Origin of the sequence: Paraburkholderia sp. EG287B, from assembly GCF_040965595.1 — a bacterium.
GTDB lineage: Bacteria > Pseudomonadota > Gammaproteobacteria > Burkholderiales > Burkholderiaceae > Paraburkholderia.
Genome location: NZ_JBFRCG010000017.1, coordinates 37,709 through 61,453, shown reverse-complemented (window position 1 = coordinate 61,453; position 23,745 = coordinate 37,709). Strand labels below are relative to the sequence as shown.

The 23,745-nt window shown below is 65.1% G+C and carries 24 protein-coding genes; 13 read left to right on the top strand and 11 right to left on the bottom strand.

Annotated elements, in window-relative coordinates:
* Window positions 1-72 precede the first annotated feature (72 nt).
* From AB4Y40_RS29480 to AB4Y40_RS29470, 3 genes are all read left to right on the top strand, one after another.
* On the top strand, window positions 73-483 hold the full coding sequence (locus AB4Y40_RS29480; protein WP_069265299.1) for a group II truncated hemoglobin: 411 nt from the start codon (window positions 73-75) through the stop codon (window positions 481-483).
* 170 nt (window positions 484-653) lie between these two features.
* Entirely contained in the window at window positions 654-1,391 is a 738-nt protein-coding gene (locus AB4Y40_RS29475) for an alanyl-tRNA editing protein (protein WP_368690852.1), read from the top strand.
* A complete protein-coding gene (locus AB4Y40_RS29470; protein ID WP_368690851.1) occupies window positions 1,388-1,975 on the top strand; it encodes a DUF924 family protein in 588 nt (195 codons plus the stop codon). The genes AB4Y40_RS29475 and AB4Y40_RS29470 overlap by 4 nt, the downstream gene beginning before the upstream one ends.
* A 19-nt stretch (window positions 1,976-1,994) precedes the next feature.
* Here AB4Y40_RS29470 and AB4Y40_RS29465 read toward each other — a convergent pair whose 3' ends face one another.
* The 10 genes from AB4Y40_RS29465 to AB4Y40_RS29420 form a co-directional block, all read right to left on the bottom strand.
* Window positions 1,995-2,741 carry an SDR family oxidoreductase gene (locus tag AB4Y40_RS29465; protein WP_368690850.1) on the bottom strand — a complete coding sequence of 249 codons (747 nt, stop codon included), beginning with the start codon at window positions 2,739-2,741 and terminating at the stop codon, window positions 1,995-1,997.
* A 75-nt stretch (window positions 2,742-2,816) separates the two neighbouring features.
* On the bottom strand, window positions 2,817-3,401 hold the full coding sequence (locus AB4Y40_RS29460; RefSeq protein WP_368690849.1) for a TIGR00730 family Rossman fold protein: 585 nt from the start codon (window positions 3,399-3,401) through the stop codon (window positions 2,817-2,819).
* 13 nt (window positions 3,402-3,414) lie between these two features.
* A complete protein-coding gene (locus AB4Y40_RS29455) occupies window positions 3,415-4,137 on the bottom strand; it encodes a TetR/AcrR family transcriptional regulator (RefSeq protein ID WP_028205698.1) in 723 nt (240 codons plus the stop codon).
* Window positions 4,138-4,332: 195 nt separating this feature from the next.
* Entirely contained in the window at window positions 4,333-5,040 is a 708-nt protein-coding gene (locus tag AB4Y40_RS29450; protein ID WP_368690848.1) for a diacylglycerol kinase, read from the bottom strand.
* Between the two features lie 116 nt (window positions 5,041-5,156).
* On the bottom strand, window positions 5,157-6,188 hold the full coding sequence (locus tag AB4Y40_RS29445) for a glycosyltransferase family 4 protein (protein WP_368690847.1): 1,032 nt from the start codon (window positions 6,186-6,188) through the stop codon (window positions 5,157-5,159).
* A gap of 70 nt (window positions 6,189-6,258) precedes the next feature.
* The gene (locus tag AB4Y40_RS29440) at window positions 6,259-7,218 is read right to left on the bottom strand and encodes a UDP-2,3-diacylglucosamine diphosphatase (protein ID WP_368690846.1); all 960 of its coding nucleotides are present in this window, start codon (window positions 7,216-7,218) and stop codon (window positions 6,259-6,261) included.
* 143 nt (window positions 7,219-7,361) lie between these two features.
* Window positions 7,362-7,946, bottom strand: coding sequence for an RDD family protein (locus AB4Y40_RS29435; protein WP_368690845.1), 585 nt, complete (start codon window positions 7,944-7,946; stop codon window positions 7,362-7,364).
* Between the two features lie 83 nt (window positions 7,947-8,029).
* Window positions 8,030-8,857, bottom strand: coding sequence for a DUF3106 domain-containing protein (locus AB4Y40_RS29430; RefSeq protein WP_368690844.1), 828 nt, complete (start codon window positions 8,855-8,857; stop codon window positions 8,030-8,032).
* A gap of 26 nt (window positions 8,858-8,883) precedes the next feature.
* Window positions 8,884-9,312, bottom strand: coding sequence for a DUF3619 family protein (locus AB4Y40_RS29425; protein WP_028205693.1), 429 nt, complete (start codon window positions 9,310-9,312; stop codon window positions 8,884-8,886).
* Window positions 9,309-9,872, bottom strand: a complete 564-nt coding sequence (locus AB4Y40_RS29420; protein WP_133182074.1) for an RNA polymerase sigma factor — start codon at window positions 9,870-9,872, stop codon at window positions 9,309-9,311. Before AB4Y40_RS29420 ends, AB4Y40_RS29425 begins: the two co-directional genes overlap by 4 nt.
* Before the next feature lie 398 nt (window positions 9,873-10,270).
* Between AB4Y40_RS29420 and AB4Y40_RS29415 the strand changes: the two genes are divergently transcribed.
* The 6 genes from AB4Y40_RS29415 (at window position 10,271) to AB4Y40_RS29390 (ending at window position 17,383) form a co-directional block, all read left to right on the top strand.
* The gene (locus AB4Y40_RS29415; protein ID WP_368690986.1) at window positions 10,271-12,046 is read left to right on the top strand and encodes an acetolactate synthase 3 catalytic subunit; all 1,776 of its coding nucleotides are present in this window, start codon (window positions 10,271-10,273) and stop codon (window positions 12,044-12,046) included.
* A 127-nt stretch (window positions 12,047-12,173) separates the two neighbouring features.
* Window positions 12,174-12,665: an acetolactate synthase small subunit gene (gene ilvN / locus AB4Y40_RS29410; RefSeq protein WP_027795483.1), complete on the top strand. Its 492-nt coding sequence runs from the start codon at window positions 12,174-12,176 to the stop codon at window positions 12,663-12,665.
* 116 nt (window positions 12,666-12,781) lie between these two features.
* On the top strand, window positions 12,782-13,798 hold the full coding sequence (gene ilvC / locus AB4Y40_RS29405; RefSeq protein ID WP_028205689.1) for a ketol-acid reductoisomerase: 1,017 nt from the start codon (window positions 12,782-12,784) through the stop codon (window positions 13,796-13,798).
* A gap of 148 nt (window positions 13,799-13,946) precedes the next feature.
* Window positions 13,947-14,600 (top strand): phosphatidylserine decarboxylase, encoded by a 654-nt coding sequence (locus AB4Y40_RS29400; RefSeq protein WP_028205688.1) that lies wholly within the window; start codon window positions 13,947-13,949, stop codon window positions 14,598-14,600.
* A 12-nt stretch (window positions 14,601-14,612) separates the two neighbouring features.
* Window positions 14,613-15,488 carry a CDP-diacylglycerol--serine O-phosphatidyltransferase gene (gene pssA, locus AB4Y40_RS29395; RefSeq protein WP_042271776.1) on the top strand — a complete coding sequence of 292 codons (876 nt, stop codon included), beginning with the start codon at window positions 14,613-14,615 and terminating at the stop codon, window positions 15,486-15,488.
* Window positions 15,489-15,829: 341 nt separating this feature from the next.
* On the top strand, window positions 15,830-17,383 hold the full coding sequence (locus AB4Y40_RS29390) for a 2-isopropylmalate synthase (RefSeq protein WP_133182076.1): 1,554 nt from the start codon (window positions 15,830-15,832) through the stop codon (window positions 17,381-17,383).
* A 115-nt stretch (window positions 17,384-17,498) separates the two neighbouring features.
* Here the strand turns inward: AB4Y40_RS29390 and AB4Y40_RS29385 are convergent, their stop codons facing one another.
* Complete coding sequence (locus AB4Y40_RS29385) at window positions 17,499-18,014, bottom strand: hypothetical protein (RefSeq protein ID WP_368690985.1); 516 nt, start codon at window positions 18,012-18,014, stop codon at window positions 17,499-17,501.
* Window positions 18,015-18,244: 230 nt separating this feature from the next.
* Between AB4Y40_RS29385 and AB4Y40_RS29380 the strand changes: the two genes are divergently transcribed.
* The 4 genes from AB4Y40_RS29380 (at window position 18,245) to AB4Y40_RS29365 (ending at window position 23,636) form a co-directional block, all read left to right on the top strand.
* Window positions 18,245-19,537 (top strand): branched-chain amino acid ABC transporter substrate-binding protein, encoded by a 1,293-nt coding sequence (locus tag AB4Y40_RS29380; protein WP_368690843.1) that lies wholly within the window; start codon window positions 18,245-18,247, stop codon window positions 19,535-19,537.
* A gap of 154 nt (window positions 19,538-19,691) precedes the next feature.
* The gene (gene rpsO / locus AB4Y40_RS29375; RefSeq protein WP_133182080.1) at window positions 19,692-19,961 is read left to right on the top strand and encodes a 30S ribosomal protein S15; all 270 of its coding nucleotides are present in this window, start codon (window positions 19,692-19,694) and stop codon (window positions 19,959-19,961) included.
* A 365-nt stretch (window positions 19,962-20,326) separates the two neighbouring features.
* The gene (pnp, locus tag AB4Y40_RS29370) at window positions 20,327-22,474 is read left to right on the top strand and encodes a polyribonucleotide nucleotidyltransferase (RefSeq protein WP_201693548.1); all 2,148 of its coding nucleotides are present in this window, start codon (window positions 20,327-20,329) and stop codon (window positions 22,472-22,474) included.
* Window positions 22,475-22,619: 145 nt separating this feature from the next.
* A complete protein-coding gene (locus AB4Y40_RS29365) occupies window positions 22,620-23,636 on the top strand; it encodes an NAD(P)H-quinone oxidoreductase (RefSeq protein WP_368690842.1) in 1,017 nt (338 codons plus the stop codon).
* The last annotated feature ends 109 nt before the right edge of the window (window positions 23,637-23,745 follow it).

The window sequence follows — 23,745 nt, the reverse complement described above, 5'->3', positions numbered from 1 at the left end:
ACGCGCCGCTGTGCGAAAATCATCGGTCTACGGCAGTGCGCTGCCGTCCCTCTTTTTTCCTGATTCAACCGTATGACCGATCCAGCCGACGAAGCGCCGCAGAAACCCACGGCCTTCGAACTCGTCGGCGGCGAGGCGCGCGTGCGCGAACTCGTCGACCGTTTCTATGACCTGATGGACCTCGAAGCCGATTTCGCGGGCATCCGCGCGATGCATCCGCAGACGCTCGACGGTTCGCGCGACAAGCTGTTCTGGTTCCTCTGCGGCTGGCTTGGCGGCCCGGACCACTACATCGAGCGCTTCGGCCATCCGCGCCTGCGCGCGCGCCATTTGCCGTTCGCGATCGCCTCGTCGGAGCGCGACCAGTGGCTGCGCTGCATGGCCTGGGCGATGGAAGACGTGGGCCTGGCGGAGCCGCTGCGCGAGCGCCTGCTGCACTCGTTCTTCGATACCGCCGACTGGATGCGCAATCATCCGGGCTGATTGACTGCCCGAGTCACGGCGCGGGATTGTTCCGGTCCGCGGGCCGGTACAGTCAGGCGCTCACGCATCGCGGCCGTCCGGCGGGGCGTTTCGCCTCGCGGCCATAATGGGCCTTTGGCGGGCGGCCGGCTTCACGCGGCCCGCCGTACGCAAACAAGGAGACACCCACGATGACGACCACCCGCGCGCTCTTTCGCGAAGACGCCTATCTCACGCAGTGCGAAGCGACCGTGCTTGCCGTTGGCGAGGACGGCGTGCGGCTCGACCAGACCGTGTTCTATCCGCTCGGTGGCGGCCAGGCCGGCGACGCCGGCGCGCTGGTGCTCGCTGACGGCACGCGCATCGAGATCGCCGACACGCGCAAGGCGAAGTTCGAAGGCGCGACGCCCGACGACGCGCTCCACGTTCCCGCGCCCGGCCAGGGCTCGCTGCTCGCGCGTCTCGCTGCGGGCGAGCGCGTGCGCGCCGAGATCGACTGGACGCGCCGTCACCGGCACATGCGCCTGCATACGGCGAGCCATTTGATGTGCGCGGTGCTGCCATATCCGGTGGACGGCTGCAGCATCACGGCCGACTACGCGCGCCTCGATTTCGCGACCGTCGAGCCGATCGAGCGCGAGATGGTGGAGGCGCTGCTCGCCGAACTCGTGTCGGGCGCGCACGCGGTGGCGACCGAATGGATCACCGACGAGGAAATGGCGCAACGCCCAGAACTCGTGCGCACGATGAGCGTGAAGCCGCCTATGGGCCTGGGCCGTGTGCGGCTCTTGCGTATCGATAACGTCGATTTGCAACCCTGCGGCGGCACGCACGTGCGCAACACGCAGGAAATCGGTGCGCTGCGCGTGGCGAAGCTCGAGAAGAAGAGCGCGCGCACGCGGCGGCTCGTGCTGGAACTGGCGTCATGAGTCTCGACGCGCGTGCGCGCGAGGTGCTCGACTTCTGGTTCGGCGCGCCAGGTTCGGAGGAGTTCGGCCGCGAGCGCAAGATGTGGTTCCGCAAGAACGCCGCGTTCGATGCAACGCTGCGCGAACGCTTCGGCGCACTGCTCGACGCCGCGTGTGCGGGCGAACTCGACGCATGGTGCGAGACGCCCGAAGGCGCGCTCGCGCTTCTGATCGTGCTCGACCAGTTCTCGCGCAACTGCCACCGCGGCACGCCGCGCGCATTCTCCGCGGACGACAAGGCGCTCGGCATCGCGCGCATGATGGTGGCGAGCGGCGCAGATCAGCGCCTGCCCACGCTGCAGCATCGCTCCTTCGCGTATCTGCCGTTCGAACACGCCGAAAGCGCCGAAGCGCAGCGCGAATCGCTGCGTCTGTTCGGCGAGCTGGCGAAGAATCCCGAGGGGAAGGGCTACTACGATTACGCGGTGCGCCACGCGCAGATCATCGAGCGCTTTGGGCGCTACCCGCATCGCAACGCGCAACTGGGCCGCGTTTCCACCGACGAAGAAGCCGCGTTCTTGCGCGAGCGGGGTTCGTCGTTCTAGCCGGGTCCGGCGCGCGCATTCAGCGTCCGCCGCTCACGTCGAGCAGGGCGCCTGTGACATACGAGGCCGCGTCGCTCAGCAACCACACGATCGTTTGTGCGACTTCGTCGGCGCTGCCGGGCCGGCCGAGCGGCGTTTGCGCGCCGAGCACGGCCGCGCGATCGGGCCGGCCGCCGCTCGCGTGGATTTCGGTGTCGATGAGCCCGGGGCGCACCGCGTTCACGCGCACGCCCTGCGGGCCGAGTTCCTTGGCGAGCCCGATCGTCATCGTGTCGACCGCGCCTTTCGACGACGCATAGTCCACATATTCGTTGGGCGAGCCAAGGCGCGCGGCAGCCGAAGAGACATTGACGATCGAGCCGCCGTCGCCGCCGCGATCCTTCGACATGCGCCGCGCCGCTTCGCGTGCGCACAGAAACGCACCGTACACGTTCACGTCGAACATGCGCTTCAGACGCTCGGCGCTCATGTCGGCGACCGGGCTGCCGGGCGCCACGATGCCCGCGTTGTTCACAAGCGCGTCGATGCGGCCATAGGCCGATTCGAGCGCGTCGAACATCGCGACGACGTCCGCCTCGCTCGCGACGTCGCCGCGCAGCACGCGCGCGTGGCCGCCTGCGCGGCCCACTTCGGCGGCGGTTTCGTCGGCGGCCGGTTCGTTGTGCAGATAGTTGACGCCCACGGTCCAGCCGTGTGCGCCAAGCAGACGCGCCGTCGCGCGGCCGATGCCGCGGCTTGCGCCGGTGATCAGGACAACCTTGCTCATCGCGATGGACTCGTCATGAAGGTAACTGCGCGTGGTGACTGCGGATCGTCGGGCGAACGGTGCGCGGCGGCCGGGTCAGACGTTCTCGCGCAAGTCCGCCCACTTGTCCTTCTCGGGCGCGTGGTAACGCTTGAGCCTGGCGATCAGCGCCACGGGATCGCCGTCGGTTTGCAGCATGTCGCGGTAGGTCTGACGCATGAAGCCTTCGCGCACTGTGTGATCGAGCAGCGCCATGAGCGGATCGTAGAAGCCGCCGATGTTCAACACGCCCACCGGCTTGCGGTGATAGCCGAGCTGCGCCCACGTATAGACCTCGAACAGCTCTTCGAGCGTGCCCGCGCCGCCCGGCATCGCGACGAAGGCGTCGGAGAGGTCGGCCATCATCTTCTTGCGGTGGTGCATGTCGGGCACGACGTGCAGCTCGGTCAGGCCCACATGGCCCACTTCCTTGTCCACCAGCAGCTTGGGGATCACGCCGATGGCGCGGCCGCCGCCCTCCATCACGGTGTCGGCGATCACGCCCATCAGGCCGACCTTGCCGCCGCCATAGACGAGCGCGAGGTTCGAGGCGACGAGCGCGCGGCCGAATGCCTGTGCGGCTTCGGTGTAAACCGGATTGGCTCCGGGCGAGGAGCCGCAATATACGCAGACTGCTTTCATTCGGCTTTGGCCTTTATTCGCGGTTGTCCTTCGCGGCGCCCGCACCTTCGCGCGGCGGCAGATAGTCGTAGAACTCGCGTTTGGCGAGCTTGCCCGAGACGAGATCGTCGAACAGCTCGCGCGCGCGGCCGCGCAGATACGGCGCCATCAGCGAGACGATCTGCACGCTGACCTGGTGCAGCTCGTCGCGAATCGCTTCCTGGTCGTTGTACTTGCGCGGATTCATCACGAACTGGTACGAGAGCCAGTAGGTGGCGATCACACCGATATTGGTGGAGATCACGTCGATCTCGGCGGGCGTGGCGACCATGTCGCCGTCTTCCATGAGCTGCTCGCAGAACTGCTTCGCGAAGTGCACCTTGTGGCTGATGATCTGCTTGAAGTGCATCTCCAGCGTGCGGTTGCGCGCGAGCAGGTCGTTCAGGTCGCGATAGAGAAAGCGGTAGCGCCACGTGAAGTCGACCATGTACTGCAGGTACGCCCACATCTCGTCGATGGTGGCGCGATGGTCCTCGGGGAAGCGCAGACGCTTTTCGATCTCCTGCTCGAACTGGCTGAAGATGCTGTTGATGATGTCGTCTTTGTTGCGGAAGTGGTAGTACAGGTTGCCTGGACTGATCTCCATTTCCTCGGCGATGGTCGTCGTGGTGACGTTCGGCTCGCCGATCTCGTTGAACAGCTTCAGCGACAGCTCGAGAATCCGTTCGCGTGTACGGCGGGGAGGTTTGGCATCCATGTCGTCCGGCCCTGAAAATGCAGTGCCGGGCTCAGGCGCCCGCTCGTATGTTGCGGTGCGCGCGGCCCGGACGCGGTTGGTCGTTTATAAGACTGTCGTTCGATTATAAACCGACGGCCCGCGCGCACCGACAGCTTGCGCCTGTCAGATGCCGGGGAGCGTGGCGAGGCCCCCGCTGACTGGGGGCGTGGGGCGCTAGAGTACGCCGATTCCGTGCAGCAGCAGCGGCCCGAAACGGGGTACGAGGATCAACCCCCAGGTCAGGACGCAGAGCAGCAAGGCGAGCGTAACCGCCGCGCTGCCCAGGTCCTTGGCGCGGCCCGAGAGCTCGTTGCGCTCGAGGCCGATGCGGTCCACCGCGTTCTCGATGCTCGAATTGAGCAGCTCGACGATCAGCACGAGGATCACCGAGCCGAGCAGCAGCACGCGCTCGACAGGTTCGACCGGAATGAACACGCCGATCGGCACGAGGATGGCCGAGAGCGTGAGTTCCTGGCGAAACGCGCTTTCCTCGCGGATGGCGGCGCGAAAGCCCTTGATCGAGTACTTGAGCGCTTTCCAGGCGCGGGTGATGCCGCGGTTGCCCTTGTAGGGGTTGAAGGGCAGCGGGGCGAGCGGATCGTCGGGGCCGAGCGGTTCGTGCAGATGCGGCGGCTCGGGCGGTTCCGGTGCGGCCGCGCGCGACCCAATGGGTGCAGTGGGCTTGGCGGGCTCGCTCGCCGACGCGGGTGCGGCTGGCGGCGCAACGCCAGGTGCCGCAGCGGCGGCAGCGCTCGCGCGCGGATCGAGCGCTTCGGCGGCGCGTGCGGCGCGCGTAGAGCCGCCGGCACGCTGGCTGGCTGGCGCATTGGGACTGCGTGCGCCCTGGGCGCTATGCGGCGGTAACGGAGGACGTGGCGTCATGGTGGTGCCAGGTAGAACCCCAGTATCGCACGCGTGTGAGACGGTTGCGCCGGGGCCGTCCGTGTCCCCGGCGCGCTCGCGGACAGTCGAAGCGCGCACCATAGCCGGTCTCGCGCTCAGGCAGCGGCGCTGGACGGCTCCATCGTCGCGCGCGAGCGCGGCTTGAGATGCGCCGCGAATTGCTCGGAGGCCGCACGCCACGAGAAGCGCTCGGCCCAGGCGCGCGCCTCGGCGCGGTCGATCTTCAACGCTTCGAGGCACGCTTCGCGCAGGTCTTCGTTCATCGAGCCCGCGCCGCCCGTGCCCAGTACATCGATCGGGCCCGTCACCGGGTAGGCGGCCACCGGCGTGCCGCATGCGAGCGCTTCGAGCAGCACGAGACCGAAGGTGTCGGTGCGGCTCGGGAACACGAATACGTCGGCGGCGGCGTAGACCTTCGCGAGCTCGGGCTGGCTCAGGACACCCAGGTAATTCGCCTGGGGATAGCGCGACTTCAGCTCGGCGAGCGCCGGGCCTTCGCCGCACACCCATTTCGAGCCAGGCAGATCGAGCTTGAGAAACGCCTCGACGTTCTTCTCCACGGCTACGCGGCCCACATACAGGAAGATGGGCCGCGCCGTGTTGAGCACCTTGGAATCCATCGGCCGGAAGATGTCGAGGTCCACGCCGCGCGTCCACAGCACGACGTTCGTGAAGCCGAACTTCTCGAGGTCGGTCTTCACGACGGGCGTGGGCGCCATCACGGCGAGCGAAGGCTTGTGGAACCAGCGCAGGAAACGGTAGGTCGCCGCGAGCGGAATGCCGAAGCGCGCCTGCACGTACTCGGGAAAGCGCGTGTGATATGCGGTCGTGAACGGCAGGTCGTGGTCGATCGCATAGCGGCGTGCGGCGAGTCCGAGCGGACCTTCGGTCGCGATGTGGATCGCATCGGGCCCGAACGCGCTGATGCGTTCCTTCAGATGGCGCCTGGGAAACAGCGAGAGCTTGATTTCCGGGTAGGTGGGGCACGGTATCGTGCGGAACTCCAGCGGCGTGAGCAGTTCCACTTGATGCCCGAGCGCGATGAGTTCGCGCGTCGTGTTCTTCAGCGTTCGAACTACGCCGTTGACCTGCGGCTCCCATGCATCGGTCACGATCATTACTTTCATCGGTCGTCGGCCCTCTCGTCGTTCGGTAGTGCGGTTATGGCAGTTGCTGCGTAGCGGTATCAGTCGACACTCAGGCGGCGCTCACGCGCGCCTTGCGCGTCGAGACCTGCGCTTCCGGCGCGCGCTTTACGGTCCAGTAGACGATGCGCAACTCGCCCTCGAACGTCTCGACGAGCGCGGACAGGCTCTCCACCCAGTCGCCGTCGTTGCAGTACAGGATGCCGTCGATGTCGCGGATCTCGGCCTTGTGGATGTGGCCGCAGACCACGCCGTCGCAGCCGCGGCGGCGCGCTTCGTCGGTCATCACGCGCTCGAACGAGGAGATGAAGTTCACCGCGTTCTTGACCTGATGCTTGAGGTACTGCGAGAGCGACCAGTACTGGAAGCCGAGCTTCGCGCGCACGCGGTTGAACCAGCGGTTGAGCAGGAGGATCAGCGTGTAGGCCGAGTCGCCGAGATAGGCGAGCCACTTGGCGTGCTGGATCACGCCGTCGAAGAGATCGCCGTGCACGACCCACAGGCGCTTGCCGGTGAGCGTCGTGTGAAAGGCTTCCTCGCGCACGTGGATGTCACCGAACGCGAGATTGCAGAACTGGCGCGCGCTCTCGTCGTGGTTGCCCGGGATGTAGATGACCTGGGTGCCCTTGCGCGCCTTGCGCAGCACCTTTTGCACGACGTCGTTGTGCGCCTGGGGCCAGTACCAGCCCTTCTTCAACTGCCAGCCGTCGATGATGTCGCCCACGAGGTACAGATACTCCGACTCGTTGTGGCGCAGAAAATCGAGCAGATACGACGCCTGGCAGCCGCCCGTGCCGAGATGGATATCGGAGAGCCAGATCGTGCGGTAGCGGGTGGGATCGGGATGGTCGTCGTCGTGGGAGCCGGTGGTGGGGGCGTCGTCGATCGACGAGGGCGGCAGGGGCGGGACGGGAAAGGTGGCTCCGCCGGGAGAGGGGTGGAACGTGGCGGAGTCGGTGCCTCGTCCGGTGGTCTGCCGGAACAGGGGGGTCGCTGACGTCTTTTGGGCCATGGCGCGCGCGGCAGGTTGTAATACGCGCATTGCGCCATGCCGCCGTGACGGCAACATGACAGTCACGAGAAGGTCTCGTTACGCAGTCCCAGGGGGCACCGTGCAGCCGCTTTTCCGGCGCGGCGGGGGATGTCGTGCGGCGGCTACGCCTTCGCGCCCTGTGGCGCGATTGCGACAATGCGCGTGCCCGCTATGCGGTCGTGAAGGAACTGGCGGTCGTGGGAGAAGCGGGCGCTCGCGGCCCAGGTCACGAACCAGCAGGCAACGAGCGCAAGCGTGTGCGGAATCGAAAGTTCGAGCGGCGAATGCAGCACGAGCGGCGGCAGGAACCAGAGCCACGCGGCGAGGTAGCGCAGCGTCGCTCGCGCGAGCGTGGGCGGCCCGCCGTCCGGGCCGACCACACGCAGGCGCCAGGTCTTCATCGGCAGCGTTTGGCCGCCCTTGTGCCAGAAGCCGACGAAGTATGCGCCGACCACAAAGATGATCCAGGCCGCCATCGCGTTGTGATGCGTGTAGCCGTTGCGCTGCTGCAGGACGAGGCTGAACGCGAGCCCGGCGGCGAAGACGACGCCGAACAGCAGCACGCTTTCGTAGACGAATGCGGCGAGGCGGCGGCGAATCGAAACGGGCGCAGGTTCAACCGGGAAGACGGCGGCAGACGGCAGGGCGGCGGCTTGGGCGCTTTCGGACACGATGGCGTCAGTTCGGGGACGGGACGTCCCAAGCATAACCTCGAACACGCGCGCGGCGAAGTGACCGCAACGCCGCGGCGGGGTTAACGAGGGGGGCTGCGAGCGCCTTGGTAGAGGCTTCAGGAGCCCTTGAACGCCGCGGGGGCTTCGGCGGGCGAGACAGGGATGGGCGTGGCCGGCACGAAGCTGCCGGCGGCGGGAATGCCCGCCGCAAACGACGAAGCCACGGCCGGCTCGCTCGGCGCGCCAGGCGAGGCGGGTGCGAGACCCGAGCCCGTGCTGCTCGCGCCAGCCGCGCCCGATGCCCCGGTGACGCCTGCGGGCGCATGTGGCAGGCCGCGGTGATCGCGCTCGTTGACGAGGCGCTGGATATCGCGAATCTCGCTCTTGTTGCCGCTGGGCGGGGCGCTCACGACGGTGGGCCGGCGCTTGTGCTCGCTCTGGGCAAGGCGTTCTTTCTGTTCTTCGGGGAGTTGCTGGTAAGCCTTCCAGGCGCGCTGGCGCGCCTGCGCCGGCAATTCCTTGGATACCTGGTAGTTTTCGCGCGCGACACGCCGTTGCTCCGGCGTCATGCCGACCCATTCCGCCATGCGCTCATGCAGGCGCTTCTGCGCTTCGGGCGACATTTTCGGGTAACGGGCGGCGATCTTCAGCCATTTGCGCTTGCGCTCGTCGCTGAAGCGGTCCCATTCGACGGCGAACGGCGCGAGCGCGGCGTGCTGCGCATCGCTCAGATGCGCCCACGCGAGCGGATTGGACTGGCCGGGCAACGGCGTGAAGGTGGTCGTGACCGAATTATCGACCGTGGGCGCTTTCACCTGCGCGGGCGCGCCGGCGGTGTTTTCGCCGGTGGGCTCGGGATGAAAGCGCGGGTAGGTCGCCACATACGACACGACTGCCGCGACCACACATCCAATGACAACGGCCAGGCCGCGCTTGTAACTCACCCCGTCAGTCTCCTGCTCAGATTTCCTTAGTGCGCGCGCGTCAGATACGCGTTGAACCCGTGATCGAGGTAGGCCGTGAGCGGCAGGTCGTCGCTCAGCATGGCCGCGTCGATATCGGCGAGTTCAGCGGTGCGTTGCTGATCTTCGAAGTACGCGATGGCAAAGAGGCCCGCCACGAGTGCCGCGAGCGGCCAGGCGAGCGCGAAGCGCGCAAGTGCCGAACGGCGCCGCGCGGGCCGGTGCGTGGGGGCGCCGGACAGACTGCCGACGCCGGCCGCGGCGAGCGCCGGGGCGCGCACGAGCACGACCTCGGCCTTTTTCTGGGCGAGTGCGGTCTTGCGTGCGGCGGCGAGTCGCGCGGTGGTAGCAGCGGGCAGGTTGGCGGCGCTCTCGTCGAGCGCACGACGCATTTCCCGCACGAACGCCAGTTCTTTATTTTCGAGGGCGGAGCTCATAGGGTGATTCCTTTGGCCTTGAGCGCTTGAGCCAGCGTGTGGGTGGCCCGAGAGCAGTGCGTTTTCACGCTGCCTTCGGAGCAGCCCATTGCGGCGGCAGTCTCGGCGACATCCATATCCTCCCAGTAACGCATCAGAAACGCCTCCCGTTGACGTGCCGGTAATTTCTGGATTTCGTCGTCGATCATCTGGAGCACCTGGGCGCGCTCGATCTGCTGCTCGCTGCTCTCGGCGCCAGCCGTGCCCTGCTCGGCCTCGAAGGTCTCGAGGGGGTCGAACTCCTCGTCTTCGGAATTGCCGAGCGACGAAAACAGGCTCACCCATGTATTGCGTACTTTCTGCCGACGAAAATAGTCGTGCATCGTATTTTGCAAAATACGCTGAAAGAGCAGGGGGAGTTCTGCGGCCGGGCGGTCTCCGTATTTTTCCGCGAGCTTGATCATCGCGTCCTGCACGATGTCGAGCGAGGCGTCGTCGTCCCTTACGGCGTAGACCGTCTGCTTGAACGCGCGTCTTTCGACGCCCGCCAGAAAGTCGGCGAGTTCCTTGTCTGATGCCATCCGTTGCAGGGCGCCGCCGCCAGCGTACGCGTAATCGTTCGAAAAATGTCGTAAAACTCGCGGATCCTAGCAAATTTTCGCGCCAACAGGGTAGCGGAAAGGCCGTGAGAATGCTTCGCATCATGGAGGCGCCGGCCCTGGTGGCTTGCCTGCCTGCCCTTGGCCGGCGCCGCGAGGCGTGCGCGCTGTCGCAACGTTCGTGCCCGCTTTCCTAATAATTGCTTGACCGAAAGGCATCGAGCCGCTATCTTCGACGGTTCGCAACATAAGTGACTTGTCTCAATTCGGATGTGGCCCAAGAAGCTCATCTGTCAACTGGACGCGCCGCTTGAACCCGAGCCACAAGCCCGGCAGAGAGCACCCGATCAATTTTTTGCCGAAAATTCGAAAGGTCAATGATGAACATGCCCAGCGCGGAATTCTCCACGTCGGTCCCCCCTTCGCAAGAATCTGACCCTCAAGCTCATACCTCCATCGGCGGAACCGTGCTGATGAAGGCGCTCGCAGACGAGCAGGTCGAATTCATCTGGGGCTATCCCGGCGGCTCGGTGCTCTACATTTACGACGAGCTGTACAAGCAGGACAAGATTCAGCACGTTCTCGTGCGCCACGAACAGGCAGCCGTGCACGCGGCCGACGCCTACGCGCGTTCGACCGGCAACGTCGGCGTGTGTCTCGTGACCTCGGGGCCTGGCGTCACCAATGCGGTGACGGGCATCGCGACGGCCTACATGGACTCGATCCCGATGGTGATCATCAGCGGCCAGGTGCCTACCGCCGCGATTGGTCAAGACGCCTTCCAGGAGTGCGATACGGTCGGCATCACGCGTCCCTGCGTGAAGCACAACTTCCTCGTGAAGGACGTGCGCGACCTCGCCGCTACCGTCAAGAAAGCCTTTTACATCGCGCGCACCGGCCGTCCCGGCCCCGTGCTGATCGACATTCCGAAGGATGTGTCGAAGACGCCGTGCACGTATGAACCGATCAAAAACGTCGCGCTGCGTTCGTACAATCCGGTCACCAAGGGCCATTCGGGGCAGATTCGCAAGGCGGTGTCGCTGCTCCTCTCGGCCAGGCGTCCGTATATCTATACCGGCGGCGGCATCATCCTCGCGGATGCGTCGCGCGAACTGAACCAGTTCGCCGACCTGCTCGGCTACCCGGTCACGAACACGCTGATGGGTCTGGGCGGCTACCGCGCGAGCGACCGCAAGTTCCTCGGCATGCTCGGCATGCACGGCACCTACGAAGCCAACATGGCGATGCAGCACTGCGACGTGCTGATCGCGATCGGCGCGCGCTTCGACGACCGTGTGATCGGCGACCCGGCGCACTTCGCCTCGCGTCCGCGCAAGATCATCCACATCGACATCGATCCGTCGTCCATCTCGAAGCGCGTGAAGGTCGATATCCCCATCGTCGGCGACGTGAAGGAAGTGCTCAAGGAGCTCATCGAGCAGCTTCAGCACGCCGAACACGGCCCGGATACGGCCGCGCTCGCCGACTGGTGGAAGGACATCGAAGGCTGGCGCGAGAAGAACTGCCTGAAGTTCGACCGTTCGAGCGAGATCATCAAGCCGCAGTACGTGGTGGAGAAGGCGTGGGAGCTCACGGGCGGCAACGCGTTCGTGTGCTCGGACGTGGGCCAGCACCAGATGTGGGCCGCGCAGTTCTACCGCTTCAACCAGCCGCGCCGCTGGATCAACTCCGGCGGCCTCGGCACCATGGGCTTCGGCCTGCCGGCGGCGATGGGCGTGAAGATGGCGCACCCGGACGACGACGTGCTCTGCATTACGGGCGAAGGCTCGATCCAGATGTGCATCCAGGAGCTGTCGACCTGCAAGCAGTACGACACGCCCGTGAAGATCATTTCGCTGAACAACCGCTATCTCGGCATGGTCCGCCAGTGGCAGCAGATCGAATACAGCAAGCGCTATTCGCATTCCTATATGGATGCGCTGCCTGACTTCGTGAAGCTCGCCGAAGCGTACGGCCACGTCGGCATGCGGATCGAAAAGACGGCGGACGTCGAGCCGGCGCTCAAGGAAGCGCTGCGTTTGAAGGACCGCACGGTGTTCCTCGATTTCCAGACCGACCCTTCCGAAAACGTCTGGCCGATGGTACAGGCCGGCAAGGGCATCACCGAGATGCTGCTCGGCTCGGAAGACCTGTAACGGTATTTGCACGGCGCCGTTCCGACCTCGCGCGGCGCGCGTCCACACAAGGGGCGCGCGGGTTCGCGGGGAAGGGCGGCAGCCGCATCTGCCAAATGCGAAAACTGGATAAATCGCGGATCACATCATGAGACACATTATTTCCGTTCTGCTGGAAAACGAGCCGGGCGCGCTCTCGCGCGTGGTCGGCCTCTTCTCGGCACGCGGCTACAACATTGAAACCTTGACGGTGGCGCCGACCGAAGACCGTTCGCTGTCGCGCATGACCATCGTTTCCATTGGCTCGGACGACGTGATCGAACAGATCACGAAGCATCTGAACCGCCTGATCGAGGTGGTGAAAGTGGTCGACCTTACCGAGGGCGCCCACATCGAGCGCGAGCTGATGCTGATCAAGGTAAGGGCGGTCGGCAAGGAACGTGAGGAGATGAAGCGGATGGCGGATATTTTCCGCGGCCGTATCATCGACGTCACCGAAAAGACCTACACGATCGAACTGACGGGCGCGAGCGACAAGCTCGACGCGTTCATCGAAGCGATCGATGCGACCGCGATTCTCGAAACCGTCCGTACGGGCGGCTCGGGCATTGGGCGCGGAGAGCGCATTCTGAAGGTGTGACCCGACCACAGTCGATCTTGCACCGGAACCTGACCGGATGCGTCCTCAATCGCATCCGGTGCAGCAAAAGCTAATAGCAGTACCGAAATTCACCAGACTCTCGCCAAGGAACCAACATGAAAGTTTTCTACGACAAGGACGCCGATCTCTCCCTCATCAAGGGCAAGCAGGTCACGATCATCGGTTACGGCTCGCAAGGCCACGCACACGCGCTGAACCTGAAGGACAGCGGCGTGAACGTCACGGTCGGTCTGCGCAAGAACGGCGCATCGTGGAGCAAGGCTGAGAACGCCGGCCTGCAGGTCAAGGAAGTGGCCGAAGCGGTGAAGAACGCCGACGTCGTCATGATGCTCCTGCCCGACGAGCAGATCGCCGATGTCTACGCGAAGGAAGTCCACGCGAACATCAAGAACGGCGCAGCGCTCGCGTTCGCCCACGGCTTCAACGTGCACTACGGCCAGGTGATCCCGCGCGCGGATCTGGACGTCATCATGATCGCCCCGAAGGCGCCGGGCCACACGGTTCGCGGCACGTACTCGCAAGGCGGCGGCGTGCCCCACCTGATCGCTGTCCACCAGGACAAGTCGGGCGCAGCGCGTGACATCGCTCTGTCGTATGCAGCAGCGAACGGCGGCGGCCGTGCCGGCATCATCGAAACGAACTTCCGCGAAGAAACCGAAACCGACCTGTTCGGCGAACAAGCCGTGCTGTGCGGCGGTACGGTCGACCTGATCAAGGCCGGCTTCGAAACGCTGGTGGAAGCCGGCTACGCGCCGGAAATGGCTTACTTCGAGTGCCTGCACGAACTGAAGCTGATCGTCGACCTGATCTATGAAGGCGGCATCGCCAACATGAACTACTCGATCTCGAACAACGCCGAGTACGGCGAGTACGTGACGGGCCCGCGCGTCATCACGGCCGAGACGAAGAAGGTCATGAAGGAAGTCTTGAAGGACATCCAGACCGGCGAATACGCCAAGAGCTTCATCCTGGAAAACAAGGCCGGCGCACCGACGCTGCAATCGCGCCGCCGTCTCGGCGCCGAGCACCAGATCGAAGTGGTCGGTGCGAAGCTGCGCGCGATGATGCCGTGGATCGCCGCGAACAAGCTCGTCGACCAGTCGAAGAACTAATCTGACGGTATCAATCTGATCGCGTGCACGGTTTTATGCCAGCACTGATCAGTTTGACCTGAGTCAGACCCGAAAAAGCCGCCCAGGTGGGATGAACCCTGGGCGGCTTTTGCTATCCTACGGTTTTTAAAATAACAGCGAAGCCACCATGAATTACCCTCATCCGATCATCGCGCGCGAAGGCTGGCCGTTCATCGCCATTGCGGCCGTCGTGGCGCTCTTGATCCATGCGGTCGCAGGCTTCGGACTCGCATGGCCCTTCTGGCTGATCCTGATCTTCGTCGTCCAGTTTTTCCGCGATCCGCCGCGCCCGATTCCGAGCCAGGCCAACGCCGTGCTGTGCCCGGCGGACGGCCGCATCGTTGCCGTGGAAACCGCGCACGACCCGTATGCAAACCGTGAAGCGCTCAAGATCAGCGTGTTCATGAACGTCTTCAACGTGCACTCGCAACGCTCGCCCGTGGACGGCGCCGTCGCCAAGGTCGAGTACTTCCCGGGCGCGTACCTGAACGCCGCCATCGACAAGGCTTCGACCGAGAACGAGCGCAACGCCGTGGTCCTGACGATGGCCGACGGCACGACCGTCACCTCGGTGCAGATCGCGGGCCTGATCGCGCGCCGCATTCTCTGCTACGTGCGTGCCGGCGAGCCGCTCTCGCGTGGCCAGCGCTATGGCTTCATCCGCTTCGGCTCGCGCGTCGACGTCTACCTGCCCGTGGGCAGCCGCCCGCGCGTGTCGATCGGCGAGAAGGTGTCCGCCTCGTCGACGATCCTCGCCGAACTGCCGACCCAATCGGCATAAAGGAGGGCTGCGATGGCCGGATTCAAACAGCGTCGACCCCGTAACCCCGCCGGCGCGCCGCTGCCGCGGCCGTTCCGGCGCAACAAGGCCGTGCAGGAGCCGATGGGCGTCGCCGCGAACCGGCGCGCGGCGCGCCAGGAGTTCCTGAAGAAGCGCGGCATCTACCTGCTGCCCAACGCGTTCACCACGGCGGCGCTCTTCTGCGGCTTCTTCGCGGTCGTGCAGGCCATGAACGTGCGCTTCGAGGTGGCGGCCATCGCCATTTTCGTGGCGATGGTGCTCGACGGCATGGACGGGCGCGTGGCGCGCATGACGCACTCGCAAAGTGCGTTCGGCGAGCAGTTCGACAGCCTCTCGGACATGGTGTCGTTCGGTGTGGCGCCCGCGCTCGTGATGTACGAGTGGGTGCTCAAGGATCTCGGGCGCTGGGGCTGGCTCGCGGCTTTCGTCTACTGTTCGGGCGCGGCGCTGCGTCTTGCGCGCTTCAACACGAACATCGGCGTGGTGGACAAGCGCTTCTTCCAGGGCCTGCCGAGCCCGGCTGCGGCCGCGCTCATCGCCGGCTTCGTCTGGCTCGCCACCGACAACCGCGTGCCCGTGAAGCTCTCGTGGCTGCCGTGGGTGGCCTTCGTGCTGACGATCTACGCGGGCGTGACGATGGTGTCCAACGCGCCGTTCTACAGCGGCAAGGCGCTCGACGTGCGCCATCGCGTGCCGTTCGCGGCCACGCTGCTCGTGGTGGTGGCGTTCGTGCTGGTGTCGTCCGATCCGCCGTTGATGCTGTTCGGCCTGTTCGTGCTCTACGGCCTCTCGGGCTATGTGTTCTGGGCGTACCAGGCCGTGCGCGGACGCTCGAACCCGGCGCGTTCGTCGCCGCGCGAGCGGTAGGGCGCGGGTGGGGGAGTGCTGCAAAAAAGGGGCTGCGCGCGAGCGCGGCCCTTTTTCTTTTGGCGGGCGCCAACGCTCGTCTGCCTATACCGGCCGTCCACGCCAGTTGCCTCCAATTGCGCTATCGGCGGATTCCGGCTATAGTCGGCGGCATGGACACCATCCAGTTCCCCCTCTTCTCCCTTCAAGCCGGCGCGCGACTAAGCACGCTAGCGCTAGCGCGCCTGCCGCGCTGATCTCGCTCGCCCTCCGTAAGCCTCGTTCATTGTCAGCGTCGCCATCGGTGGCGCGAACACCCAAAATCCGTTTAGACACTGAACAAGTCCCCCTGGAGACCCGAAATGGCAGCAGACAAGCTCATCATCTTCGATACGACGTTGCGTGACGGCGAGCAGTCGCCCGGTGCGTCGATGACGAAGGAAGAGAAAATCCGCATCGCGAAGCAGCTCGAGCGCATGAAGGTCGACATCATCGAAGCCGGCTTCGCAGCCAGCTCGAACGGCGACTTCGACGCGATCCACACGATCGCCGGCATGGTGAAGGACAGCACGATCTGCTCGCTCGCCCGCGCGAACGACAAGGACATCCAGCGCGCCGCCGACGCGCTCAAGCCCGCCGACCACTTCCGCATCCACACGTTCATCGCCACCTCGGCGCTGCACATGGAGAAGAAGCTGCGCATGTCGCCCGAGCAGGTGCTCGAGCAGGCGAAGCTGGCCGTGCGCTTCGCGCGCAAGTTCACGAACGACGTGGAGTTCTCGCCGGAAGACGGCAGCCGCTCGGACATGGACTTCCTGTGCCGCGTGCTCGAAGCCGTGATCAACGAAGGCGCGACCACGATCAACATCGCCGATACGGTCGGCTATGGCATTCCCGAGCTGTACGGCAACCTCGTGAAGACGCTGCGCGAGCGCATTCCGAACTCGGACAAGGCCGTGTTCTCGGTGCACTGCCACAACGACCTCGGCATGGCCGTGGCGAACTCGCTGGCCGGCGTCCAGATCGGCGGCGCGCGTCAGGTGGAGTGCACGATCAACGGTCTCGGCGAGCGCGCGGGCAACACCTCGCTCGAAGAAATCGTGATGGCGGTCAAGACCCGCAAGGACTACTTCGGTCTCGATCTCGGCATCGACACCACGCAGATCGTGCCGGCTTCGAAGCTCGTTTCGCAGATCACCGGTTTCGTCGTGCAGCCGAACAAGGCCGTGGTCGGCGCCAACGCGTTTGCGCACGCTTCGGGCATCCACCAGGACGGCGTGCTCAAGGCGCGCGACACCTACGAGATCATGCGCGCGGAAGACGTGGGCTGGAGCGCGAACAAGATCGTGCTCGGCAAGCTCTCGGGCCGCAACGCGTTCAAGCAGCGCCTGCAGGAACTGGGCATCCAGCTCGACAGCGAAGGCGAACTGAACAACGCGTTCGCGCGCTTCAAGGAACTGGCCGACCGCAAGTCGGAAATTTTCGACGAAGACATCATCGCGATCGTCACGGAAGAGTCGGCGCAGGCGCAGGACCAGGAGCACTTCAAGTTCATCTCGCTCGCGCAGCATTCTGAGACGGGTGAGCGTCCGCACGCGCGCGTCGTGTTCTCGGCCGACGGCAAGGAAGTGACCGGCGAAGCCGCGGGCAACGGCCCGGTGGACGCCACGCTCAACGCGATCGAAACCGAAGTGGGCAGCGGCTCGGAGCTGTTGCTGTACTCGGTGAACGCGATCACGACGGGCACCCAGGCGCAGGGCGAAGTGACGGTGCGTCTCTCGAAGGCCGGCCGCATCGTCAACGGCGTGGGCACCGATCCGGATATCGTCGCCGCTTCGGCGAAGGCGTATATCTCGGCGCTCAACAAGCTCTACTCGGGCGACAAGGTCAATCCGCAGCGCTCCGAAGCGGTGTAAGCGGTGGCGAGGCGTTTGGCCTCGCTCGCATCGCCTGGCAATCAAAAACCCCCGGGCTCGCGAGAGCGCGGGGGTTTTGTTTTTTTGCCGCGCCCGGGGGCGCGATCAGAAACGATCAGAACAGGCTGCGGCGATCCGGATCGTGCAGCGGATCGGGCGTCTTCTGCGTGAGCCGCAGAATGCCCTGGTCGTCGAAGTAGAAGCTGTAGAGCATGTACCAGACGTTGTCTTCGAGGTAGCGGTAGGTCCACGCTTCCTTCTTCATCAGCGGGAAGTAGGAGGTTTCGACCGGGCGGCCGAAGTTCACCAGCACGTCGGCGCGCGTCCATTTGCCGATTTCCGCGCGATAGAACTCGTTGGGCTGCAGCACCTGGCGCACGTTCACGACCTTGCCACTCGCGTCGATGTCGGCGGCCGTGGTGACTTCGCCCATCGGCTGGGTCGGCCACATCAGGCGCTTGCCGCCGTCGGGCAAGTCGTAGGTTTCGGCCGGCGGGCCGAAGCGGGCGATCACGGACTGCGCGTCGTCGCCTGCATGGAATTGTTGCCACGGCTGGGCGCAGCCGGCGAGCGCGAGTGCGCCCACGCCCGCGAGGAGCCCGAGACGCAGGCGGCGCGAGGCGAGGCGCATGGGCGTTGCGAGCGAGGTTGAGAGGCGCGTGAACATGATGTCCCCCGATGGCAAGGTTTCAATGACCGCCGTGAATGTGGAACCCTTATTTTGACACGGCGCGAGGCGCTCGCGGGCGGGCCTGTCCGGGCACGCGGTGGATCGCGGCCTTGCCGTCGCCCCGTCTCGCGGCCTATGATCCGCGCTTCGAATGACAATCGGGCTGGCATCAAACAATGAGAGATAAGCGCATGACGGCACGCATGGCGCGTGCGGCGGCGATCATGGTCGCCATGACGGCGCTGGCGGCAGGCCTTGCGGCCGCAACCGGCGCACAGGCGGATGAGGTGCCGACCGGCAAGCCGATCCAGCTCGCGCTCATCGAAGGCATGTCCGGCCCGTTCGCGGACGCGGGCGCGGCCGTCGAGCGCAATCTGCGCTTCGGCGTGGAGCGCGTCAATGCGCGCGGCGGCGTCGTGCTGCGTGACGGGGCGCATCCGCTCGAACTGGTGACGCTCGACAGCAAGGGCAGCCCCGAGGCGGCACTCGTGCAACTGCGCATGGCGCAGGACCGCCACATCGGCTATGTCATGCAGGGCAACAGCTCGGCGGTGGCGGCTGCGCTCGAGTCGGCGGTCGATCGCCAGGCCACGCGCGATCCGCAGAACCGCGAGCTCTTCCTCAACTATTCCGCCGACGACCCCGCGCTCACCAACGCGAATTGCAGCTTCTGGCATTTCCGCTTCGACGCGCACGCGGGCATGCGCATGGACGCGCTCGCGGACGTGATCGCCGCGGACAAGTCGGTGAAGAAGGTCTATCTGCTCAACCAGGACTACAGCTTCGGCCACGATGTGAGCACGCTCGCCCGCGCCGCGCTGGCGAAGGACCGTCCGGACATCGCCATCGTCGGCGACGAGTTCCACCCCATTGGCCGCGTGAAGGACTTCGCGCCGTATATCGCCAAGATTCGCGCCGCGGGCGCCGACGCCGTCATCACGGGAAACTGGGGCAATGACCTCACGCTGCTCGTGAAGGCTGCACGCGAGCAGGGCCTCGACGCGAAGTTCTACACCTTCTACGGCAACAGCCTCGGCGCGCCGGCGGCGCTGGGCGACGCGGGCGTGAAGCGCGTGATCGCCGTGGCCGACTGGCATCCGAACGCGGGCGGTGCGGCTTCCGACGCGTGGTACAAGTCCTTCCGGGCACGCTATCCGGCAGCGAAGGACGACTACCCGGTGCTGCGCATGTCGATGATGGTGGAGATGCTCGCTCAGGCCATGACGAAGGCGGGCACGGCCGACCCCGCGGCGGTCGCGAACGCGCTGGAGGGCATGCGCTTCGACAATGGCTTCCACCCCATGTGGATGCGCGCCGACGACCACCAGGTGATCCAGCCCCTTTACGTCATGGAGATGGACAGGCAGGGCACGCCCGGCGTGCGCAACGACAACGAGGGTTCCGGCTACGGCTTTCGCACGGTGCTGGCGCTGCCCGCGCAGCAGACCGTGCCCGCCACGGTCTGCCAGATGAAGCGGCCTTGACAGCGTCCCTTACAAGCGGTTTCGCGGCAAATCGGGGCTGTGCTACAATACGCCCCTTGTCGCGAACCTGCGGCAAGACAATCACGCAGTCAGAACCAAGCCACGGCACGGCCTTTCTTCCGTGACCGCTCGTTTGTTTTAAAGGAAAAGCAAAATGTCCGTAGCAGATATCAAGAAGTCCGACGTCGTCGCGCAATTCGCGCGCGGCACCAACGACACGGGATCGCCCGAAGTTCAGGTTGCACTCCTGACGTCGCGTATCAACGAACTGACTGGCCACTTCAAGTCGCACGCGAAGGACCACCACAGCCGCCGCGGTCTGCTGCGCATGGTGAGCCGCCGCCGTAAGCTGCTCGACTACCTGAAGGGCAAGGATGCTGATCGTTACCGCGCGCTGATCGAGAAGCTGGGTCTGCGTAAGTAATCGGAAGGTCTTCCGCAAAGATGCCTGTGTCAGTTCCACTGATGCAGGCATTTTGTTTTTTGAACGGTGCGCTTCATGCGGCTTTTCAGGCCGCTTCGATGCAAAAAACACCGGTCGGAAACACAAGGCATCACCACGTAGCACCAGCAGTACAAGCAGCAGGGCCGGGCCTCGGGGCAGAGCTTTGTGTCATTCCAGCAGATCGTACGCGGCGATGCGTCACAGCCGCACTGCAACCGTTTTGCAACCTCGCGATCCGCTGGAATGGCATAACACTCCTCTTCCTGCGCGGTGCCGGAGCCTGTCTTGCCGCATCGTCCGCGTGTGCGGGCGGCGCATAACAAATGAGTAAGGAGTGAGTGACCATGACCATGTTCAATAAAGTCGTGAAGGAATTCAAATGGGGCCAGCACAACGTGCGCCTCGAAACGGGTGAGATCGCCCGTCAGGCCAGCGGTGCTGTCATCGTCGACGTCGAAGACACCGTCGTGCTCGCGACCGTCGTCGGCGCGAAGACCGCCAAACCGGGTCAGGACTTCTTCCCGCTCACCGTCGACTACATCGAAAAGACCTATTCGGCCGGCAAGATCCCGGGCGGCTTCTTCCGCCGCGAAGGCCGTCCGTCGGAAGGCGAGACGCTGATCTCGCGCCTGATTGACCGTCCGCTGCGCCCGCTTTTCCCGGAAGGCTATTACAACGAAGTCCAGGTCGTGATCCACGTCCTGTCGATCAACCCGGAAGTCCCGGCTGACATCCCCGCGCTGATCGGCGCGTCGGCGGCTCTCGCGATCTCGGGTCTGCCGTTCAACGGCCCGGTGGGCGCCGCACGCGTCGCCTACATCAACAACGAGTACGTGCTCAACCCGACGCGCGCGCAGATCAAGGAATCGCGCCTCGACCTCGTCGTGGCCGGTACCGAGCGCGCCGTGCTGATGGTGGAATCGGAAGCCGACCAGCTGCCGGAAGACGTGATGCTCGGCGCCGTCGTATTCGGCCACGAGCAGATGCAAACGGCCATCGACGCGATCCACGAACTGGTGCGCGACGGCGGCAAGCCGGAGTGGGACTGGACGCCGGCGCCGAAGGACGAAGCGCTCATCGCACGCGTCACGGCCATCGCCAACGACAACCTGCTCGCCGCGTATCAACTGCGCGACAAGCAGCAGCGTTCGACCAAGCTGAAGGAAGTCTACGCAGCGACGTCGGCCAAGCTCGAAGAAGAAGCGGCTGCGGCCGGCACAACGGCGGCCGACAAGGCCACGGTCGGCAACATCGTGTTCGACCTCGAAGCGAAGATCGTCCGTTCGCAGATCCTGAACGGCGAGCCGCGTATCGACGGCCGCGACACGCGCACGGTGCGCCCGATCGAGATCCGCACGGGCGTGCTGCCGCGCACCCACGGTTCGGCGCTCTTCACGCGCGGCGAAACGCAGGCACTGGTCGTCGCGACGCTCGGCACCAAGGGCGACGAGCAGATCATCGACGCGCTCGAAGGCGAGTACCGCGACCGCTTCATGCTCCACTACAACATGCCCCCGTTCGCGACCGGCGAAACGGGCCGTGTTGGCTCGCCCAAGCGCCGTGAAATCGGCCACGGCCGTCTCGCCAAGCGCGCGCTGGTCGCATGCCTGCCGAGCGCCGAAGAGTTCGGCTACTCGATCCGCGTCGTTTCGGAAATCACCGAGTCGAACGGTTCGTCGTCGATGGCTTCGGTGTGCGGCGGCTGCCTCGCGCTGATGGACGCCGGCGTACCGATGAAGGCGCACGTCGCCGGCATCGCGATGGGCCTGATCCTCGAAGGCAACAAGTTCGCCGTGCTGACCGACATCCTCGGCGACGAAGATCACCTCGGCGACATGGACTTCAAGGTTGCGGGTACGGAAGCCGGCGTGACCGCGCTGCAGATGGACATCAAGATCCAGGGTATCACCAAGGAAATCATGCAGGTCGCGCTCGCGCAAGCGAAGGAAGGCCGTATGCACATCCTCGGCAAGATGACCTCGGCGGTGTCGGGCGTGAACACCGAACTGTCGGCGTACGCTCCGCGCATGATCACCATCAAGATCAACCCGGAAAAGATCCGTGACGTGATCGGCAAGGGCGGTTCGGTGATCCGCGCGCTGACGGAAGAAACCGGCACGACGATCGACATCTCCGACGACGGCGTCGTGACCATCGCTTCGACGTCGAGCGAAGGCATGGCCGAAGCGAAGAAGCGCATCGAAAACATCACGGCCGAAATCGAAGTGGGCCAGGTGTACGAAGGCGCGGTCCTCAAGCTGCTGGACTTCGGCGCGATCGTGAACCTGCTGCCGGGCAAGGATGGTCTGCTGCACATCTCCGAGATCGCCAACGAGCGCATCAAGGACATCAACGACTATCTGAAGGAAGGCCAGGTCGTGAAGGTCAAGGTCATCCAGACGGACGAGAAGGGCCGCGTGCGCCTGTCCGCCAAGGCGCTGCTCAACGAGCAGGCCAATGGCGGCGCACCGCAAGGCGAGCCGCAGCAGTAAAGCGGTAAGCTCCAACGGCCGGCAGCGTGCAAAACGCGCCGGCCGTTTTTTATGACAATGAGGGTGAATGGCAGTGCGCATGCGTCAATCCTGTCGCGTGCGCAGCGCCATCCAGACGGGGCGCGAAGCGCTGAGGAGACGCGAGATGAAGGCAGTCGAGATTACGGAATTCGGTGCGCCGGACGTGCTCAAGCTGGCCGAACGGCCAACTCCCGAGCCGAAGGCCGGCGAAGTGCTGATCAAGGTGAGCGCCTCGGGCGTGAACCGTCCCGACGTATTCCAGCGCAAGGGCTCGTATGCGCCGCCGCCGGGTATTTCCGATCTGCCGGGGCTCGAGGTGGCGGGCGAGATCGTCGGCGGCTCGATCGAAGAGAAGAACAATCCGTTTGGGCTGAAGATCGGCGATCGCGTGTGCGCGCTGATCGCGGGCGGCGGTTACGCCGAGTACGCGGTCGCGCCGCTCGGGCAATGCCTGCCGGTGCCGCAGGGGCTCACCGATGTCGAGGCGGCCTCGCTGCCCGAAACGTTCTTCACGGTCTGGAGCAACGTGTTCCAGCGCGCCTACCTCGGCCAGGGCGAGGGCGGCGAGAACGAGACGCTGCTCGTGCAGGGTGGCTCGAGCGGCATCGGCGTGACGGCGATCCAGATCGCGCATGCCCTCGGTTTCCGCGTGTTCGCCACCGCGGGCTCGGACGACAAGTGCCGCGCCTGTGAAGCGCTCGGCGCCGACCGCGCCATCAACTACCGCAGCAGCGATTTCGTCGAGGTCGTGAAGGCGCTCACGAACGACCGCGGCGTGGACGTGATCCTCGACATGGTGGCCGGCGGCTATGTGGCGCGCGAGCTTTCCGCGCTGGCGACCGGTGGCCGCATCGTGCTCATCGCGACGCTCGGCGGCTCCAAGGCCGAACTCAACATGGGCGAGATCCTGCGCCGCCGCCTCACGGTGACCGGTTCGACGCTGCGCGCGCGTTCCGTCGAGTTCAAGGCCCAGATCGCTCAGGAACTCAAGGCGAAGGTCTGGCCCCTCATCGAAGAGGGCCGCATCAAACCCGTCGTGTTCCGCGTATTTCCCGCCGCGCAGGCCGCCGAGGCGCATGCTTTGATGGAAAGCAGCGAGCACATCGGCAAGATCATGCTCGACTGGAGCGGCGCGGCCTGACGGCGCATCGGCACGAGCGATCCGCTCGTGCTTGATTTTTCGGGATTTTTTTCGCATGTTTTTTGTGCATCCCGGGCGGGGCGGTTTGACCCGCCTGGATTTCACGCAG